At 66.0% G+C, this 17,643-nt stretch carries 17 protein-coding genes; 6 read left to right on the top strand and 11 right to left on the bottom strand.

The window, feature by feature from the left end:
• Positions 1-86 precede the first annotated feature (86 nt).
• Entirely contained in the window at positions 87-617 is a 531-nt protein-coding gene (locus tag ACJ7Z0_RS25160) for a DUF2306 domain-containing protein (RefSeq protein WP_434792007.1), read from the top strand.
• On the opposite strand, the gene arfB is transcribed toward ACJ7Z0_RS25160, so the two are convergent.
• The 4 genes from arfB to clpB all read right to left on the bottom strand — a co-directional run bounded on the left by arfB (position 586) and on the right by clpB (position 5,291).
• On the bottom strand, positions 586-993 hold the full coding sequence (gene arfB, locus ACJ7Z0_RS25155) for an alternative ribosome rescue aminoacyl-tRNA hydrolase ArfB (RefSeq protein ID WP_434792006.1): 408 nt from the start codon (positions 991-993) through the stop codon (positions 586-588). The two genes, ACJ7Z0_RS25160 and arfB, sit on opposite strands and share 32 nt — an antisense overlap.
• A gap of 16 nt (positions 994-1,009) precedes the next feature.
• Positions 1,010-2,194 (bottom strand): acetyl-CoA C-acyltransferase family protein, encoded by a 1,185-nt coding sequence (locus ACJ7Z0_RS25150; protein WP_434792005.1) that lies wholly within the window; start codon positions 2,192-2,194, stop codon positions 1,010-1,012.
• 124 nt (positions 2,195-2,318) lie between these two features.
• On the bottom strand, positions 2,319-2,660 hold the full coding sequence (locus tag ACJ7Z0_RS25145) for a hypothetical protein (protein ID WP_434792004.1): 342 nt from the start codon (positions 2,658-2,660) through the stop codon (positions 2,319-2,321).
• 9 nt (positions 2,661-2,669) lie between these two features.
• The gene (clpB, locus tag ACJ7Z0_RS25140) at positions 2,670-5,291 is read right to left on the bottom strand and encodes an ATP-dependent chaperone ClpB (RefSeq protein WP_434792003.1); all 2,622 of its coding nucleotides are present in this window, start codon (positions 5,289-5,291) and stop codon (positions 2,670-2,672) included.
• 110 nt (positions 5,292-5,401) lie between these two features.
• Here clpB and ACJ7Z0_RS25135 point away from each other — a divergent pair, with 110 nt between their 5' ends.
• Positions 5,402-6,394 carry a Bug family tripartite tricarboxylate transporter substrate binding protein gene (locus tag ACJ7Z0_RS25135; RefSeq protein ID WP_434792002.1) on the top strand — a complete coding sequence of 331 codons (993 nt, stop codon included), beginning with the start codon at positions 5,402-5,404 and terminating at the stop codon, positions 6,392-6,394.
• A 130-nt stretch (positions 6,395-6,524) separates the two neighbouring features.
• Here ACJ7Z0_RS25135 and ACJ7Z0_RS25130 read toward each other — a convergent pair whose 3' ends face one another.
• A complete protein-coding gene (locus ACJ7Z0_RS25130; protein ID WP_434792001.1) occupies positions 6,525-7,001 on the bottom strand; it encodes a molybdenum cofactor biosynthesis protein MoaE in 477 nt (158 codons plus the stop codon).
• Between the two features lie 254 nt (positions 7,002-7,255).
• On the opposite strand from ACJ7Z0_RS25130, the gene ACJ7Z0_RS25125 reads away from it, so the two are divergent.
• Positions 7,256-8,152, top strand: a complete 897-nt coding sequence (locus ACJ7Z0_RS25125; protein WP_434792000.1) for a 4-hydroxy-tetrahydrodipicolinate synthase family protein — start codon at positions 7,256-7,258, stop codon at positions 8,150-8,152.
• On the opposite strand, the gene moaD is transcribed toward ACJ7Z0_RS25125, so the two are convergent.
• From moaD to ACJ7Z0_RS25095, 6 genes are all read right to left on the bottom strand, one after another.
• Positions 8,139-8,390 carry a molybdopterin converting factor subunit 1 gene (gene moaD / locus ACJ7Z0_RS25120; protein ID WP_434791999.1) on the bottom strand — a complete coding sequence of 84 codons (252 nt, stop codon included), beginning with the start codon at positions 8,388-8,390 and terminating at the stop codon, positions 8,139-8,141. The genes ACJ7Z0_RS25125 and moaD overlap by 14 nt on opposite strands.
• A 9-nt stretch (positions 8,391-8,399) precedes the next feature.
• On the bottom strand, positions 8,400-9,677 hold the full coding sequence (locus tag ACJ7Z0_RS25115; RefSeq protein WP_434791998.1) for a molybdopterin molybdotransferase MoeA: 1,278 nt from the start codon (positions 9,675-9,677) through the stop codon (positions 8,400-8,402).
• Positions 9,670-10,215: a molybdopterin-guanine dinucleotide biosynthesis protein B gene (gene mobB, locus ACJ7Z0_RS25110; protein ID WP_434791997.1), complete on the bottom strand. Its 546-nt coding sequence runs from the start codon at positions 10,213-10,215 to the stop codon at positions 9,670-9,672. Before mobB ends, ACJ7Z0_RS25115 begins: the two co-directional genes overlap by 8 nt.
• An 89-nt stretch (positions 10,216-10,304) precedes the next feature.
• Entirely contained in the window at positions 10,305-11,720 is a 1,416-nt protein-coding gene (thrC, locus tag ACJ7Z0_RS25105; protein ID WP_434791996.1) for a threonine synthase, read from the bottom strand.
• Positions 11,721-11,741: 21 nt separating this feature from the next.
• A complete protein-coding gene (locus ACJ7Z0_RS25100; protein ID WP_434791995.1) occupies positions 11,742-13,064 on the bottom strand; it encodes a homoserine dehydrogenase in 1,323 nt (440 codons plus the stop codon).
• Positions 13,065-13,178: 114 nt separating this feature from the next.
• Positions 13,179-14,411: a pyridoxal phosphate-dependent aminotransferase gene (locus ACJ7Z0_RS25095; RefSeq protein ID WP_434791994.1), complete on the bottom strand. Its 1,233-nt coding sequence runs from the start codon at positions 14,409-14,411 to the stop codon at positions 13,179-13,181.
• A gap of 100 nt (positions 14,412-14,511) precedes the next feature.
• On the opposite strand from ACJ7Z0_RS25095, the gene ACJ7Z0_RS25090 reads away from it, so the two are divergent.
• The 3 genes from ACJ7Z0_RS25090 to ACJ7Z0_RS25080 all read left to right on the top strand — a co-directional run bounded on the left by ACJ7Z0_RS25090 (position 14,512) and on the right by ACJ7Z0_RS25080 (position 17,531).
• Positions 14,512-14,895, top strand: a complete 384-nt coding sequence (locus tag ACJ7Z0_RS25090; protein ID WP_431122840.1) for an Mth938-like domain-containing protein — start codon at positions 14,512-14,514, stop codon at positions 14,893-14,895.
• Positions 14,896-15,031: 136 nt separating this feature from the next.
• Positions 15,032-15,508 carry a peroxiredoxin gene (locus tag ACJ7Z0_RS25085; protein ID WP_007830801.1) on the top strand — a complete coding sequence of 159 codons (477 nt, stop codon included), beginning with the start codon at positions 15,032-15,034 and terminating at the stop codon, positions 15,506-15,508.
• 211 nt (positions 15,509-15,719) lie between these two features.
• Complete coding sequence (locus ACJ7Z0_RS25080; RefSeq protein ID WP_434791993.1) at positions 15,720-17,531, top strand: PhoH family protein; 1,812 nt, start codon at positions 15,720-15,722, stop codon at positions 17,529-17,531.
• Positions 17,532-17,643: the final 112 nt, after the last annotated feature.

Raw genomic sequence — 17,643 nt, 5'->3', positions numbered from 1 at the left:
CCCCCAGCTTAGTGGAGCCTTAATGATGGAGACAAATTGCCCGCGCGCGGCCAGAATCGCGCCACCACGATTCTGAGGAGTTCCGCATGGCAGCGACCGGATGGCTGGGACTCACGTCCCTCGGCATTGTTCACACCGCGATCAGCCTGATCGCCGTCATTGCGGGGCTGATGGCCCTGTTCCGCCACAAGGAAATCACGCTGCGCACCGGCCTGGGCCAGGTCTTCGTGTGGACCACCGTGCTGACCTGCCTGACCGGCTTCGGCATCTTCCAGCACGGCGGTTTCGGCAAGCCGCATGCGCTGGGCATCCTGACGCTCGCGGCGCTGGCCGTGGGTGCGGCAGCCGGCCGCGGCGCCTTCTTCGGCCAGGCCTCGCGCTACGTCGAAGCCGTGGCTTTCTCGGCCAGCTTCCTGTTCCACTGGATTCCGGCCTTCACCGAAACCCTGACTCGCCTGCCGCTGGGCGCGCCCCTGCTGCCGAACGCCGACGCGCCCGAACTCAAGGCGATCACCGCGGTGCTGGGCGTGCTGTATCTGGTCGGCGTGACGCTGCAGATCAGGCGGCTGCGCGGCGGAAAGCCGGTCAGTCCCGCACCGGTCCGCGCAGGTTCTTGATCTGCGAACGCTGGCTCTTGCCTTCGAGCCGGCGCTGCTTCGAACCATAGGTGGGCTTGGTGGCACGCCGCACGCGCGGCGGCGCGGCCACGCTGTCGACCACCGCCTGCAGGCGCGCGAACGCGTCGGCCCGGTTCATCTCCTGCGTGCGGTGCTGCTGTGCCTTCAGCACGAAGACGCCTTCCTGCGTGATGCGGCTGTCGCGCAGTGCGAGCAGCCGCTCCTTCACGTCGGTGGGCAATGAGCTGGCGTGAATGTCGTAGCGCAGATGCACCGCGCTCGACACCTTGTTGACGTTCTGCCCGCCCGCGCCCTGCGCCCGGATGGCGCTGATCTCGACCTCGTCGGGGTCGATCAGGAGGGGTGGGCGGAGCATGTCCGCAAGTGTGCCTTCAAACGCGCTCGAAGACGGCGGCGATGCCCTGGCCGCCGCCGATGCACATCGTGACCAGCGCGTAGCGGCCGCCAGTGCGGTGCAGCTCGGCAATCGCCTTGGTCGTGATGATTGCGCCGGTCGCGCCCACCGGGTGGCCGAGTGAAATGCCCGAGCCGTTCGGATTCACCTTGGCCGGATCGAAGCCCAGCTCCTTGATGACCGCGCAGGCCTGCGCCGCGAAGGCTTCGTTCGATTCGATCACGTCGAAATCGCCGACCTTCAGGCCCGTGCGCTCCAGCACCTTGCGCGTGGCCGGCACCGGGCCGATGCCCATGTACGCGGGCTCGACACCCGCGTGCGCATAGCCGACCAGGCGCGCCAGCGGCTTGAGCCCCAGCGCCTTCACGCGACCGCCTTCGGCCAGCACCACGGCGGCGGCGCCGTCGTTGATGCCCGAGGCATTGCCGGCGGTGACGAGGCCGTCCTTCTTGAACGCAGGCTTCATCTTCGCGAGCGTGTCGACCGTGGTGTCGGCGCGCACGTGCTCGTCGGTGTCGAACAGCACGATGCCCTTGCGCGTCTTCACTTCGACCGGAACGATCTGCTCCTTGAAGCGCCCCACAGCAATGGCGGCTGCCGCGCGCTGCTGGCTGACCACGGCCAGTTCGTCCATCTGCTCGCGCGTGATGCCGTAGCGCGCCGCCACGTTCTCGGCCGTGATGCCCATGTGGATCTTCTCCCATGGGTCGTGCAGGATGCCCAGCATGTAGTCGACCAGCACCGCGTCGCCCATGCGCGCGCCGTAGCGCGCCGAGGTGTCGAAGTACGGGCCGCGGCTCATCGATTCGGAGCCACCGCCGATGGCGATGTCGCAGTCGCCGAGCGCAATGGCCTGCGCCGCCGACACGATGGCCTGCAAGCCCGAGCCGCAGAGGCGGTTGACGTTGAAGGCCGGCGTCTCGATGGGGCAGCCGGCATCGATGGCGGCCACGCGGCTCAGGTACGCGTCCTTCACGTCGGTGGGAATCACGTTGCCCATCACCACGTGCCCGATGGCATCGGCCGCCACGCCGCTGCGTTCGATGGCGGCCTTGACGGCGGTGGTGGCCAGTTGCGTGTTGGGCACGTCTTTCAGCGCGCCGCCGAAGGTGCCGATGGCGGTGCGGGCGGTGCCGACCACGAAGATGTCGCGTTGGGTCATGGGAATGTCTCTCCTGGATGAAAGCGGGATCCGCCTATGGCAGCGGTCGCAGGAGGACGATTTTGACGGCGAACGGCGCAACCCGGCTGTCGCGGGCGGCATATCCCCGCCCAGGCGCGGCGGGTCAGCCGCGCGAGACTGATTTCGGAGACACGTCGGTCACGTCGCTGGCGCTGCCGCGAATGCGCTCCGGGCGCACGACGGATTCGCCGCGCGCACGCGCATTGGCCATGTCGGCGGCAGTGGGCTCGGCCGGTTGTGCCGCATTGCGAAAACGCTCGAAGCCCGAGCGCGGGTTGAAACGCCCGCCCATCGAAGCCACCCAGGGCGTCACGGGCTTACCTGTGATGCGCCCCCAGGCGTAGCGCACGCCCCACACAGCCGCAAGCAGCATGACCGCCACCGCGAGGCTGGCCGCGAAAACCAGGCCAAGGAGCAGAAGAATGACGCGAAAAATGAAGTTCATCATCCGACTTTAGGCCGCAATGGCCTCCGATGGTTCCCCGGCCTTGGTGAACGAAAACTGGCCCGGGGTCCGGATCGGGTCGGTATTCACCTCGATCGTGTCCTTCGGCCCGAAGCTGCCGTCGAGCAGCAGCCTCGAGAGCGGGTTCTCGATACGCTGCTGAATGGCGCGCTTCAGCGGCCGTGCGCCGAACACCGGGTCGAAGCCGACCTTGGCAATCTCGGCCAGCGCCGCGGGCGACACCTCGAGTCCCAGGTCCATCTTCGCGAGCCGCGCCTGCAGCACCTTGAGCTGGATCGCGGCAATCGATTCGATGTTCTTCGCGTCGAGCGCATGGAACACCACCGTCTCGTCGATGCGGTTCAGGAACTCGGGGCGGAAGTAGTTCTTCAGCTCGTCCCACACCGCTTCCTTGATCTCCTCGGCCGGCTGGCCCACCATGGCCTGGATGATGGGCGAACCGATGTTGCTGGTCATCACGATCACGGTGTTCTTGAAGTCGACGGTGCGGCCCTGGCCGTCGGTCAGGCGGCCGTCGTCGAGCACTTGCAGCAGCACGTTGAACACGTCGTGGTGAGCCTTCTCGACCTCGTCGAGCAGCACCACGCTGTAGGGCTTGCGGCGCACGGCTTCCGTGAGGTAGCCGCCCTCCTCGTAGCCCACGTAGCCCGGCGGCGCGCCGATCAGGCGGGCGACCGAATGCTTCTCCATGAACTCGCTCATGTCGATGCGGATGAGGTGGTCTTCGCTGTCGAACATGAAGCCCGCAAGCGCCTTGCACAGCTCGGTCTTGCCCACGCCGGTGGGGCCGAGGAACAGGAAGGAGCCGGTCGGGCGGTTCGGATCGGAAAGGCCCGAGCGCGAGCGGCGGATCGCGTTGGCGACCGCACCGATGGCCTCGTCCTGCCCCACCACGCGTTCGTGCAGCTTGTCTTCCATGACGAGCAGCTTGTCGCGCTCGCCCTGCATCAGCTTGGCGACCGGAATGCCGGTGGCACGCGCCACGACCTCGGCGATTTCTTCCGAGCCGACTTGCGTGCGCAGCAGCGTGGGCGCGCTCGACTTGCCCTTGCTCGCCTCGCTCTCCTCGGCCTCGCGCAGGCGCTTTTCCAGCGCCGGCAGCTGGCCGTATTGCAGTTCGGCGAGCTTGTTGAAGTCGCCCTTGCGCTTCCATTCCTCGATCTCGAACTTGATCTTGTCGATGTCCTCGCGGATCTTCGCGCTGCCCTGCGCCTGCGCCTTCTCGGCCTGCCAGATCTCGTCGTAGTCGGCGATCTCCTTCTGCAGGCGCGCAATTTCCTCTTCGATGAGATTGAAGCGCTTCTGCGAGGCCTCGTCCTTTTCGCGGCGCACGGCTTCGCGCTCGATCTGCAGCTGAATGAGGCGGCGGTCGAGCCGGTCCATGACTTCGGGCTTGGAGTCCATCTCGATCTTGATCTTGGCCGCGGCCTCGTCGATCAGGTCGATGGCCTTGTCGGGCAGGAAGCGGTCGGTGATGTAGCGGTCGCTCAGCTCGGCCGCGGCCACGATGGCCGGGTCGGTGATCTGCACGCCATGGTGCACTTCGTACTTTTCCTGCAGGCCGCGCAGGATGGCGATGGTCGCCTCCACGCTCGGCTCGCCCACGATGATCTTCTGGAAGCGGCGCTCCAGCGCGGCGTCCTTCTCGATGTACTTGCGGTATTCGTCGAGCGTGGTGGCGCCCACGCAATGCAGCTCGCCGCGCGCAAGGGCGGGCTTGAGCATGTTGCCCGCGTCCATCGCGCCCTCGGCCTTGCCGGCGCCCACCATGGTGTGCAGTTCGTCGATGAAGACGATGGTCTGGCCTTCGTCCTTGGCCAGTTCGTTCAAGACGGTCTTCAGGCGTTCTTCGAACTCACCGCGGAATTTGGCGCCGGCCAGCAGCGCAGCCATGTCGAGCGACAGCACCCTTTTGCCCTTGAGCGACTCGGGCACCTCGCCAGCCACGATACGCTGCGCCAGGCCTTCGACGATGGCGGTCTTGCCGACGCCCGGCTCACCGATGAGCACCGGGTTGTTCTTGGTGCGGCGCTGCAGCACCTGGATGGCACGGCGGATTTCCTCGTCGCGGCCGATGACCGGGTCGAGCTTGCCCAGCCGGGCGCGCTCGGTCAGGTCGAGGCAGTACTTCTTGAGGGCTTCGCGCTGGCCTTCGGCGTCGGCGCTGTTCACGCCCTGGCCGCCGCGCACGGCATCGATGGCGGACTCGAGCGACTTGCGGGTCAGGCCGTTTTCCTTCGCGATGCGGCCGATGTCCGACTTGCTGTCGGCCACGGCCAGGAGAAAGAGCTCGCCCGCAATGAACTGGTCGTTGCGCTTGATGGCCTCTTTCTCGGTGGCCTGCAGCAGCTTGCCGAGTTCGGGCCCGACCTGCACGATGTCGTGGCCCTGCACCTGCGGCAGTTTCTTGATGGCGGCTTCGGCCGCGTTCGCAAGACCGTGGACGTTGACGCCGGCGCGTTCCAGCAAGGCGCGCGGTCCGTCTTCCTGGCGCAGCATCGCGACCAGCAGGTGGGCCGGTTCGATGTAGGCGTTGTCGTTGCCGAGCGCGAGCGTCTGCGCATCGCCCAGCGCTTCCTGGAATTTGGTGGTGAGTTTGTCTTGTCGCATGGTGGTGTTCCTGCACTCAAAATAGGACTGTTCGGGCGCGATTCAAGGTGCCCGGGGCTTCGGGCACGTCTATTGCACTGTGCCTGCTCATCTTTCGAATGGAGTCGATCATGGTTTTTTCAATGCAGCGCGCCCATCCGGTTCGCCGGGCGCTCGGCGTCGGCCTCTTTGTAGCGGCCATGGGCCTCGCGGGTCTTGCGCAGGCGCAAGGCACGCCCATCCGCCTGCTGGTCGGATTTCCGGCCGGTGCCGGCTCGGACGCCATTGCACGCACACTCGGCGAAAAACTCAAGGACGTGCTGGGCGTGCCGGTGGTGGTCGAGAACCGCGCCGGCGCTGGCGGGCAGATCGCGGCGCAGGCGCTCAAGGCGGCGCCGGCCGACGGGCACACGCTGTTCCTCTCCCACGACCACTCGATTTCCATCCTGCCGCAGGTGGTGAAGAACCCGGGCTTCAACCCCGCGACCGACTTCGTGCCCGTGGCCGGATTCGCCACCTTTGCCAATGTGCTGGCCGTCTCGGGCGGCACGCCGGCCAAGAGCATGGATGAGTACGTGAAGTGGGTTCGCACCCAGCGCGGCGGCAAGGAAACCATCGGCATCCCGGCTCCGGCTTCGATTCCCGAGTTCCTGGTGAAGATGATCTCGGAAAAATACAAGATCGACGTGCAGCCCGCGCCCTACCGCGGCAGCGCGCCGATGACGGCGGACATGCTGGGCAACCAGATCACTGCCGGAATCGCCTCGGTGCCCGACTTCATAGAGAACCACAAGGCCGGCAAGGTGCGCATCGTGGCCTCGATCGGCGCCAAGCGCCAGGCCGTGCTGCCGAATGTGCCGACCTTCACCGAACTGGGCTTCTCCAATCTTGAAGACCTGCCCTACTACGGCATCTTCGCCCCCGTGGGCACGCCGCAGCCGATCATCGACAAGTACGGCGATGCGCTGCAGAAGGTGCTGGCGATGCCCGACGTGAAGCAGAAGCTGACCACGATGGGCCTCACCGTGGCGTACGAGCCGCAAGGCCAGTTCGCAGGCCGCGTGCGCACTTACACGCAGACCTGGGAGCGGATCATCCAGTCGAGCGGTTTCAAGCCCCTCTGAGTTCTCTTGCCCCCTCTCCCTCTGGGAGAGGGTTGGGGTGAGGGCACTGTGCCGCCGACTAGGCGCGGCGCTCAACGAAGGCCGCTGCTCCCTCACCCTGCCCTCTCCCAGAGGGAGAGGGAAAAGAGAATCAAGCGTTGTTGGCCGTGATGCCCCAGCGCGCCAGGGCCGCGTCATCGCTGACGCGCGCATCCACCCATCGTGCGCCTTCGGGCGTCTGTTCTTTTTTCCAGAACGGGGCCTGGGTCTTCAGATAGTCCATCAGGAACTCGCAGGCCTCGAAGCTCTGGCCGCGATGGGCCGAGACGACGGCCACCATCATGATCTGGTCGAGCGGCTGCAGCAGGCCCACGCGGTGGATCACCCGTGCGCCCAAAATGTCGAAGCGCTTGTGCGCCTCGTCGATCATGGCCTCGATGGCCTTCTCGGTCATGCCCGGGTAGTGCTCCAACTCCATAGAGGCGATGGTGCTGCCGTCATTGCGATCTCTGACGGTGCCGATGAAGCTGCAGACCGCGCCCACGCGTTTGTCGCCGGCACGCAACGCGGCGACCTCCTGTCCCAGGTCGAAATCGGCTGTCTGGATCGAAACGCGTGCACCACTCATGCCGGGATTGTGGCACCGCGCTAGACTTCGGCAATGCCTTGCCTCGCCACGCTCTCCACGGTGCTTTCGCACCTTGAAAGCAGCGCTGCGCGCCAGGGCAGCAAAGCCCAAAAACCCAAGCTCGTCTGACCGGAGCTGCGGTTCCGTCGTCGGATGAGCGACGGAACCTGCAAAGGCCTTGGCCCCCGATTGGGTTGCGCGCGCATCGAACGACGGTTCTTTTCCATCGGTCGATTCCCGTAAGGAAGCCTCGCGTGCCGCAACCATCTCACCCCTCCTCCCGCCCTGATTTCTCGGGCCTCTGGATTCCTCTTGTCACGCCGTTTCGCGGCGGCGCCATCGACCATGCCGCACTCTCGGCGCTGACCCATCGGCTCGCGGGCGACGGCGTGGCCGGCTTCGTGGTCTGCGGTTCGACCGGCGAAGCCGCCGCGCTCGACGAAACGGAACAGCTCGCCGCACTCGAGACGGTGCAAGCTGCCGCCGAGGGGCTGCCGATCGTCATGGGCCTGTCGGGCTACCACCTGGGCAAGACGACGGCCCGGGTGCGCCGGCTGGCCGAACGTCCGCTGGCGGGGCTGCTGGTGCCCGCGCCGCATTACATCCGGCCCTCGCAGGCCGGACTGCTCGAATGGTTCCGCGCCATCGCCGATGCCAGCGCTGCGCCGGTGCTCATCTACGACATTCCCTACCGCACCGGCGCGACCCTCGCACGCGAAACGCTGCTGGCCCTGGCCGAGCACCCGCGCATCCGCGGCATCAAGGACTGCGGCGGCGACATGGCCAAGACGCGCGCCGTGATCGCCGACGGCAGGCTTCAGGTGCTCTCCGGTGAAGACCACCAGATCTTCGGCACGGTGGCCGAGGGCGGCGTGGGTGCCATCGCGGCGAGCGGGCATGTGCAGACGCGCCGCTTCGTGAAGGTGCTGCGCCTGCTGGCCGAAAACCGGCTCGCGGAAGCGCGCGCCGAATGGCAGCCGCTGCAGCCGCTGATCGAGATGCTGTTTGCCGAACCGAACCCCGGGCCGCTCAAGGCACTGCTGGCACACGGCGGATCGATGAGCGACGAACTGCGCTCGCCGATGACCCGCGCATCCGGCGCGTTGCGCGAACGCCTGGTGGCGTTGAACGCCCGGCTCAGCCGCCCGTAACGGGTGGGAAGAAGGCGACCTCGCAGCCCTCGCGCAGCGCGGCCGCCTCGTCGCTCATGGCCTGGTCGAGTGCCATGCGCACGGCCTTGCCGCGTGCGAGCGCCGTGGCGTAAGCGCCGCCGCGGGCGATGAGTTCGTCGCGCAATGCGGCCAACGTGGCGGCGGCGGTGTCCACGGTTTCACCGCTGGTGTCGAGCGCCTCGCGCACTGAGGCAAAGTAACGGACCTGGACTTTCATGGATGCGCCTCAGGCCAGCAGCGAGGCCAAGGGAATGAACTTCACCGTGTCGCCTGCCTTGATGGTCTGGCCTGGCGGGTTGTCGATGACGCCATCGCCCCAGACCATCGACGTCAGCACGCCCGAGCTCTGGTTGGTGAACAAGTCGAGCCCACCTGCAGCGTTGCGCCGCGCGCGCAGGAACTCGCGGCGCTTGTCGGCACGCGGCCAGTCGAAATCCGCACGCATCTGTACGGGCTCGGGTGCCACACGCGTGGCGCCCTGCAGCGTCAGCAGGAAGGGGCGAACGAGCAGCAGAAAGGTCAGGAAGCTCGACACCGGGTTTCCGGGCAGCCCGGTGACGTGGCAGCGGCCTTGCGATTCGCCCCCGGCCCTCGGAATAGAGCCATAGGCGAAAGGCTTGCCCGGCTTCATTGAGAGCGACCACAACTGCAGTTCGCCGAGCGTCTGCACGGCCGCCTTGATGTGGTCTTCTTCCCCTACCGACACGCCGCCGGTGGTGATGATCAGATCGCTGTTCTTCGCCGCACCGCGCAGCGCCTCGATGGTGGCTTCGCGCTTGTCGGGCACGATACCGAGGTCGTTCACCTCGCAGCCGAGCCGGTGCAGCAAGGCGCGCATGAAGAAGCGGTTGGAGTTGTAGATCGCGCCGGGCTTCATGGCCTCGGGCGTGACTTCGCCGGGCATGACCAGTTCGTCGCCGGTGGAGAGCAGCGCCACGCGCGGCCGCCGTGCCACCTGGAGCCAGTCGAAACCCACGCTGGCCGCGAGGCCCAGCGCCGCGGGCGTCAGCCGCTCGCCCTTGCACAGCACCACGTCGCCGGACGCGACGTCTTCGCCCGCACGGCGAATCCACTGGCCGGCGGCGGGAACGGTCTGGATGCGCACCGCGCCCAGGGTGCCTTCCTGTGGCAACGCCTGCGTGTCTTCCTGCATGATGATGGCATCCGCGCCTTCGGGAATCTGCGCGCCGGTGAAGATGCGTGCCGCGGTGCCGGCCGCGAGCGGCGTGCCCACGGAACCGGCGGGAATGCGCTGCGCCACCTGGAGCACCGCACCGGGGGCGGCGCAGTCGGCGACGCGCACCGCATAGCCGTCCATCGAGCTGTTGTCGCGGGGCGGCACGGTGAGCGCGGACACCAGGTCTTGCGCAAGCACGCGGCCGTCTGCGTCGAACGTGGCGACGCTTTCGGCGGGCAGCCTGGGCTGCGCCTTCTCGAGCAGGCTTGCCAGCGCTTCGTCGAGCGCCATCAGCGGGGGGCGCGAAGTGACAGCAGAATCAGCCATGGTGTTCGGGGTTGTATTCGAAGCGGCTGCCGCTGTCGATCAACCACTGCGCGATGCCCTCGATGTCGTCGAGGTCGAACAAGGGCAGGTTGGTGGGCGCCGGCAGGCTCGCGGGCGCGTTGGTGGCAATGGCGGTCACGAAGGCGTCTTCGATGTACTTCGAAGGCCGGGGCGGCTGGCCCGCATCGGGGGCGCGCCAGACTTCGATCTTGAGCAGGTCGCTGTGCTTGAAGCCTTCGACCAGCACCCAGTCGACGCCGTCATGAAGCTCTGCGATCAGGTCGTGCACCGTCAGCTGCGCGGGCTGCTCGAATTCGCGGATCAGCGCGAGCCGCTTGTCCGATGCCACCACCACCTCGAAGGCCCCGGCCTCGCGGTGGCGATAGGTGTCCTTGCCCGGATGGTCGATATCGAACTTGTGGTGCGCATGCTTGACCACCGACACACGCTGGCCATGGAGCTTGAGCACCGGGATCAGGCGCTCGACCAGCGTGGTCTTGCCTGAACCCGAATACCCGGAAAAGCCGATCACCTTCATGTCGAGTTCCTGTGACTGCCGTCTACGCGGCAGCCGAATGCAGATGCAGTTGCGAGGCAGCCGCCGCCATGCGCGGCGTGCGGCAAAGGTCAATCACAGTTCTGGGCGATATAGGCCTTCACGGCTTCCACATCGGACGGAAGCTTGACGACCCGCTTGGGCAGCGCCTCGATGCCTTCGAACCTCGCCGGCCGCGCGGGCTCATGGCCGAGCGCCTCCACGAGCGTGGCGGCAAACTTGATCGGCAGCGCGGTTTCGAGCACCACCATCGGCACGCCGGGCGCGAGGTGTTCCCGCGCGGCCTTGAGACCGTCGGCCGTGTGCGGATCGACCAATGTGGCAAACCGCTTGTCGGTGTCGCGGATGGTGGCCAGCCGGTCGGCATGCGTGCTGCGGCTGCTCTTGAAGCCGAAGCGCTCCGCAGCCTGCCTGAAGGCGGGATCGCCGCTCAGGTCGAAACGGCCCTGGCCGCCCAGCTCGTCCACGAACAGCGAACGCAGCCTGGCGGCGTCGCGGCCCACCAGGTCGAACACGAAGCGCTCGAAGTTGCTGGCCTTGCTGATGTCCATCGACGGGCTCGAGGTTTCATGCGTGTCGGCCGCCGCGCGAACGCGGTAGATGCCGGTGCGGAAGAACTCGTCGAGCACGTCGTTCTCGTTGGTGGCGACCACCAGCGTCTGGATGGGAAGGCCCATCATGCGGGCCACGTGGCCCGCACAGACGTTGCCGAAATTGCCCGACGGCACGGTGAAGCTCACCGGCTTGTCGTTGCTCGCCGTGGCCTGGAAATAACCGGCGAAGTAGTAGACGACTTGCGCGAGCAGCCGCGCCCAGTTGATCGAGTTGACCGTGCCGATGCGGTACTTGCGCTTGAAGCCCAGGTCGTTCGACACCGCCTTGACGATGTCCTGACAGTCGTCGAACACGCCGGTGATGGCAATGTTGTGGATGTTCTCGTCCTGCAGGCTGAACATCTGCGCCTGCTGGAACGGGCTCATGCGGCCGTCGGGCGAGGTCATGAAGACGCGCACGCCCTTCTTGCCGCGCATCGCGTATTCGGCTGCGCTGCCGGTGTCGCCGCTGGTGGCGCCCAGGATGTTGAGCTCGGCGCCGCGGCGGGCCAGTTCGTACTCGAACAGGTTGCCCAGCAGCTGCATGGCCATGTCCTTGAAGGCCAGCGTGGGGCCGTTGGACAGGGCTTCGAGGTACACGCCGTCTTCGAGCTCGCGCAGCGGCACGATCTCTTCGGTGCCGAACACCTCGGGCGTGTAGGTCTTGGCGCAGATCGCCTTCAGGTCGGCCGGCGGAATGTCGTCGATGTAGAGCGACAGAATCTCGAACGCCAGTTCGGCATACGGCAGGTTGCGCCATTTCGCGAGCGTGGCGGCATCGACCTGCGGATAGTGATCGGGCAGGTAGAGCCCGCCGTCGGGCGCGAGGCCTTCAAGCAGGATTTCGCAAAAACGCTTGCGGTCGGGGTGGCCGCGGGTGCTCAGGTAGTTCACGGTGGTTCTCTTGCGCCGCCCTCAGGACAGCTCTTCCTTGCGGATGCGCACGATCGGCTGCAGCACGGTGGGCAGTGCCTGCAGTTCGGCGAGCACGTCGTTCACGGTGCCTTCGCGCGCGTCGTGCGTGAGGATGATCAGGTCGGTCTGGGTGGAGCCTTCGCCGCCGACTTCGTCGGCTTCGCGCTGCAGTACCGCGTCGATGCTGATACCGGCGGTGGCGAGCAGGCCCGTCACCTTGGCCAGCACGCCGGCCTGGTCGGCCACGCGCAGGCGCAGGTAGTAGCTGGTGACGACCTCGGCCATCGGCAGCACCTTCAGGTCGCTCATGGCATCGGGGTGGAAGGCCAGGTGCGGCACGCGGTGCGCGGCGTCGGCCGTGTGCAGGCGCGTGATGTCGACGAGGTCGGCGATCACCGCGCTGGCGGTGGGCTCGCTGCCCGCGCCCTTGCCGTAGTAAAGCGTGGTGCCCACGGCATCGCCATGCACGACGACGGCGTTCATGGCGCCTTCGACGTTCGCAAGCAGCCGCTTCGACGGCACGAGCGAGGGATGCACGCGCAGCTCGATGCCCTGCGCTGTGCGCTTGGTGATGCCGAGCAGCTTGATGCGGTAGCCGAGCTGTTCGGCGTACTTGATGTCTTGCGCGGCGAGCTTGGTGATGCCTTCGATGTGCGCCTTGTCGAACTGCACCGGGATGCCGAAGGCAATGGCGCTCATCAGCGTGACCTTGTGGCCCGCGTCGACCCCTTCGATGTCGAAGGTCGGGTCGGCTTCGGCGTAGCCCAGGCGCTGCGCCTCCTTGAGCACAGTCGCGAAGTCCAGGCCCTTGTCGCGCATCTCGGAGAGGATGAAATTGGTGGTGCCGTTGATGATGCCGGCCAGCCACTGGATGCTGTTGGCCGTGAGGCCCTCGCGCAGCGCCTTGATGATCGGGATGCCGCCGGCCACCGCGGCTTCGAAGGCCACCATCACGCCCTTGGCATGGGCGGCGGCGAAGATTTCGGTGCCATGCACGGCAAGCAGCGCCTTGTTGGCCGTGACCACGTGCTTGCCGGCCGCAATTGCCTCGAGCACCAGCTGCCGCGCAATGCCGTAGCCGCCGATGAGTTCGATGACGATGTCGATGTCCGGGTTGGCAATGATGGCGCGCGCATCGCTGACCACCTTCACGCCCTCACCTGCCACTTCGCGTGCGCGCGCCGTGTCGAGGTCGGCCACCATCGTGATCTCGATGCCGCGGCCGGCACGGCGCTTGATTTCTTCCTGATTGCGCAGCAGCACCTTGAAGGTGCCGCTGCCGACCGTGCCTGCGCCGAGCAGGCCTACTTGGATGGGTTTCATTGGGAGATTCGCGTTCATGGTTTGGATGGGGTGGCAGGCGGCACGCTCACGACGCGGCTCACGCGGCGCGGCAGGTTCCAGGCGCCGCCGGCAAAGCCGCGGCACATGCGGATTTCATGGCTCTGCCTGGCTGCGCAAGCGGTACATCTCCAGGAACTTGGCAATGCGGTGGATCGCCTCGCGCAGGTCTTCCTCGTGCGGCAGGAACACGATGCGGAAATGGTCGGGCGTGGCCCAGTTGAAGCCGGTGCCCTGCACCAGCATCACCTTGGTTTCTTTCAGCAGATCGAGAAAGAACTGCCGGTCGTCCGCGATCGGATAGACCTTCGGATCGAGCTTGGGGAACATGTAGAGCGCGGCACTCGGCTTGACGCAGCTCACGCCCGGAATGGCCGTGATCAACTCGTAGGCGAGGTCGCGCTGGCGCCGCAGGCGGCCGCCGTCGCCCACCAGGTCGTTGATGCTCTGGTAGCCGCCAAGGGCGGTCTGGATGGCCCACTGCCCCGGCACGTTGGCGCACAGGCGCATGTTCGAGAGCATGTTCAGGCCCTCGATGTAGTCTTCCGCGCGCTTCTTGTCACCCGACACCACGAGCCAGCCCGCGCGATAGCCGCACGAACGGTAGCTCTTGGAAAGCGAATTGAAGGTGAGCGTGAGCACATCGGTCGAAAGGCTCGCGATGGCGGTGTGCTTCGCGTGGTCGTACAGCACCTTGTCGTAGACCTCATCCGCAAAGATCACCAGCTGGTGCTCCCGTGCGATGGCCACGATGCTCTTGAGCAACTCGTCGGAATAGAGCGCCCCGGTCGGGTTGTTGGGGTTGATGACCACGATGCCCTTGGTGCGCGGCGTGATCTTGGCGCGGATGTCGTCCAGGTGGGGCATCCAGCCGTTGTCCTCGTCGCAGAGGTAGTGCACCGGCTTGCCGCCCGACAGGCTGGTCACCGCGGTCCACAGCGGGTAGTCGGGCGCGGGAAGCAGCATTTCGTCGCCGTCGTTCAGGAGCGCGTTGGTGGCCATGGCGATCAGTTCGCTGGCGCCGTTGCCCAGGTAGATGTCGTCGAGCGCGACGCCGGCAATGCCTTGCTTCTGCGTTTCATGCATCACGGCCTTGCGCGCCGCGAAGATGCCCTTGCTGTCCGAATAACCCGCCGAGCCCGGCAGGTTGCGAATCATGTCCTGCTGCACCTCTTCGGGCGCATCGAAACCGAACACGGCGAGGTTGCCGATGTTGAGCTTGATGATCTTCTGGCCCTCTTCCTCCATCCGCTGGGCTGCCTCCATGATGGGGCCGCGAATGTCGTAGAGCACGTTAGCCAGCTTGGCCGATTTCTTGAACTGCTTCAAAGGGCCCTCCCGGGCGCGGGTTACTCGATGTCGAAAGGCCCTGGAAGGCCTCGTGTCACTGGGGAAAACCTATAATTTGACCACAGTTCCCAGTGCCCCGATGAAGCTCCAGCCCGACAAATCCGACGCCCAGTCCCTCACCGCCCACGGCCCCGGGTGGGTCGCGATCAACAACGAAAAGGTCGAGGGCAGCGTGGTGGTCGGCTCGCGCGGCGAGCGTTTCGAGTGGAATTGCACCCGTTTCGACCAATTGGGGCCCGAGCATTTCGCCCAGCTCGCATCCCTTGGCGCCGAATTGGTCATCTTCGGGAGCGGATCCCGCATCCGGTTTCCGCAGCCGGCCTGGCTGCAGCCCCTCATGGCCAAGCGCACCGGCGTGGAGACCATGGACACCCCGGCTGCCTGCCGCACCTACAACATCCTGGCCGGCGAAGGCCGCCATGTGATTGCCGCCCTGCTGGTCGAACCGCCCCACGATGGCTGAGGGGGAGGTTTTCGGGGTAAAATACCGGGTTGCGAACAGGCCAGCTGCCCTCAGTTAGCAACGACCAATCCTCCATTTCGTCGAGTGTGCCTCAAAGCGCTCGATCCAATGGAAACCAACGGAGAAAACAAGTTTCATGGCGATCGTTGTCAACAAACCCATTCCTGAATTCGACGCCAACGCCACGGGTGGCCTGAAAGTCTCGAATACCTCGCATCTCGGCCACGTGCTGGTCATGTATTTTTACCCGAAAGATAACACTCCGGGTTGCACGACCGAAGCCATGCAGTTTCGCGATCGTTACAAAGACTTCGAAAAAGCCGGCGCCACCGTGTTCGGCGTGTCCCGCGACAACATGAAGTCGCACGACGAATTCAAGGCCAAGCTCGAACTCCCGTTCGAACTCATCGCCGATACCGAAGAAAAGATGTGCCATATGTTCGGCGTGGTCAAGAACAAGATCATGTACGGCAAGAAGGTCAAGGGCATCGAGCGCAGCACCTTCCTCATCGGCGCCGACGGCATCCTGAAGGCCGAATGGCGCGGCCTCAAGGTCCCCGGCCATGTCGACGACGTGCTCAAGGCCGTCAAGGCGCTCAAGAAGGCTGCCTGACCGTTACAACCAGCGCGGACTGTGCGCTTTTGCTTCAACCCGTGGGAAATGCCCAACGGACTTTGCAAAGAGCGTGAGACGCGTCACCGCGGGTGTGCATAATGGCCTCATGCCGTTGAGCTCCACGACCGCATCCCCCGAACAAAGCCGCCTTGGTCTACAGGCGGCTTTTTCGTTTTCTGGTTTCCACTTCCTGCGAGCGACCTGACACATGCCATTGCCTCCTGCCCCCACGAAACGCGCCGCATTGCTCTCGCCGGATGCGCACGATGCACCCGCCCGCTCCTCCCACAGGGGCTCGCGCCGCTCGGGCGATTCGCGTGCCGATTCGACCTCGTCGAGCGGCTCCCAGCCGTTGGAACTGTTCGACCGCAATACCGCCGAGGCAGTCGGCGGCGGCACCGAGGCCGCGCCTTCGACCCGCGGCAGGTCGAAAACCGCGCCCTCCCCCTCCCGTAACTCCGAACGCAGCCAGGACCGCAGCCAGGAACACAGGCCGGCCGCCCGCGGCGAACCCGAGGCGCCGCCCGCAGTCCCCGTCTATGTGCCGGCCCCGTCGCAAGCAGCGGCGCCGCAGGCACCGGCCCGTGCCAAGCGCGCCAAATCGAACGGCCCGGCCAAGCTGTTCGTGCTCGACACCAACGTGCTGTTGCACGACCCGATGTGCCTGTTCCGCTTCGAGGAACACGACATCTTCCTGCCGATGATCGTGCTGGAGGAACTAGACGGCCACAAGAAGGGCACCACCGAAGTCGCGCGCAACGGCCGCCAGACCAGCCGCACGCTCGACGCCCTGGCCGCGGCGCAGGACGCCGACATCGCCAAGGGCCTGAAGCTCGACACCACGGGCCATCGCGGTGCCGGCGGCAAGCTGTTCTTCCAGACCGCGCCGCTCGACTACTCGCTGCCGATCAGCCTGCCCCAGGGCAAGGCCGACAACCAGATCCTGGGCGTGGTGCAGGCCCTGCGCGACCTGTATGCCAAGGACCAGCCCGGCCGTCCGAAGCAGGAAGTGGTGCTGGTGTCGAAAGACATCAACATGCGCGTCAAGGCGCGTGCCCTCGGCCTGGCCGCAGACGACTACCAGAACGACAAGACGCTGGAAGACGGCGACCTGCTCTACGCAGGGTCGCTCGCGCTGCCGCCCGATTTCTGGACGCGCCAGAGCAAGACGGTCGAGAGCTGGCAAAGCGGCAGCAACACCTTCTATCGCGTCAGCGGGCCGCTGGTGCCCAACCTGTACATCAACCAGTTCGTCTATTTCGAGGCCCCGGGCGAGCCGAGCATGTACGCGCGCGTCACCGAGATCCGCGACAAGACCGCGGTCTTCAAGACCCTGAAGGACTACAGCTCGGGCAAGAACGCGGTGTGGGGCGTGAACACGCGCAACCGCGAGCAGAACTTCGCGATGAACCTGCTCATGGACCCCGAAGTCGACTTCGTCACGCTGACGGGCACCGCCGGCACCGGCAAGACGCTGATGGCGCTGGCCTCGGGCCTGACGCAGGTGCTCGACGACCGCCGCTACACCGAGATCATCATGACCCGTGCCACGGTGAGCGTGGGCGAGGACATCGGTTTCCTGCCAGGCACCGAGGAAGAAAAGATGGGCCCCTGGATGGGCGCTCTCGACGACAACCTCGAGTTCCTGGCCAAGGGCGACGGCGGCGGCGCCGGCGAATGGGGCCGCGCGGCCACCAACGAGCTGATCCGCAGCCGCATCAAGGTCAAGAGCATGAACTTCATGCGCGGCCGCACCTTCCTGAACAAGTACGTGATCATCGACGAGGCCCAGAACCTGACGCCCAAGCAGATGAAGACGCTGATCACCCGGGCCGGCCCGGGGACCAAGATCATCTGCATGGGCAACCTCGCGCAGATCGACACGCCCTACCTGACCGAAGGCTCCTCGGGCCTCACCTTCGCGGTCGACAAGTTCAAGGGCTGGCCGCACGGCGGACACATCACGCTGGCGCGCGGCGAACGCTCGCGGCTGGCGGACTTCGCGAGCGACGTGCTCTAGGCTTCGTCGGATCCGATCAGGCCCGCGATGCTCCCCGGAGCATCGCGGGCTTTTTCTTTGGCCGCCGTGACAGGCTCCTGACAAGACGTTGTCAGGAGGCGGTCCGCACCAT

It is taken from the genome of Variovorax palleresanus (assembly GCF_051144945.1).
Classification (GTDB): Bacteria; Pseudomonadota; Gammaproteobacteria; order Burkholderiales; family Burkholderiaceae_C; genus Variovorax; species Variovorax paradoxus_S.
Note: the sequence above shows the minus strand (reverse complement) of the source record. Positions and strands in the feature narration are given on the sequence as shown.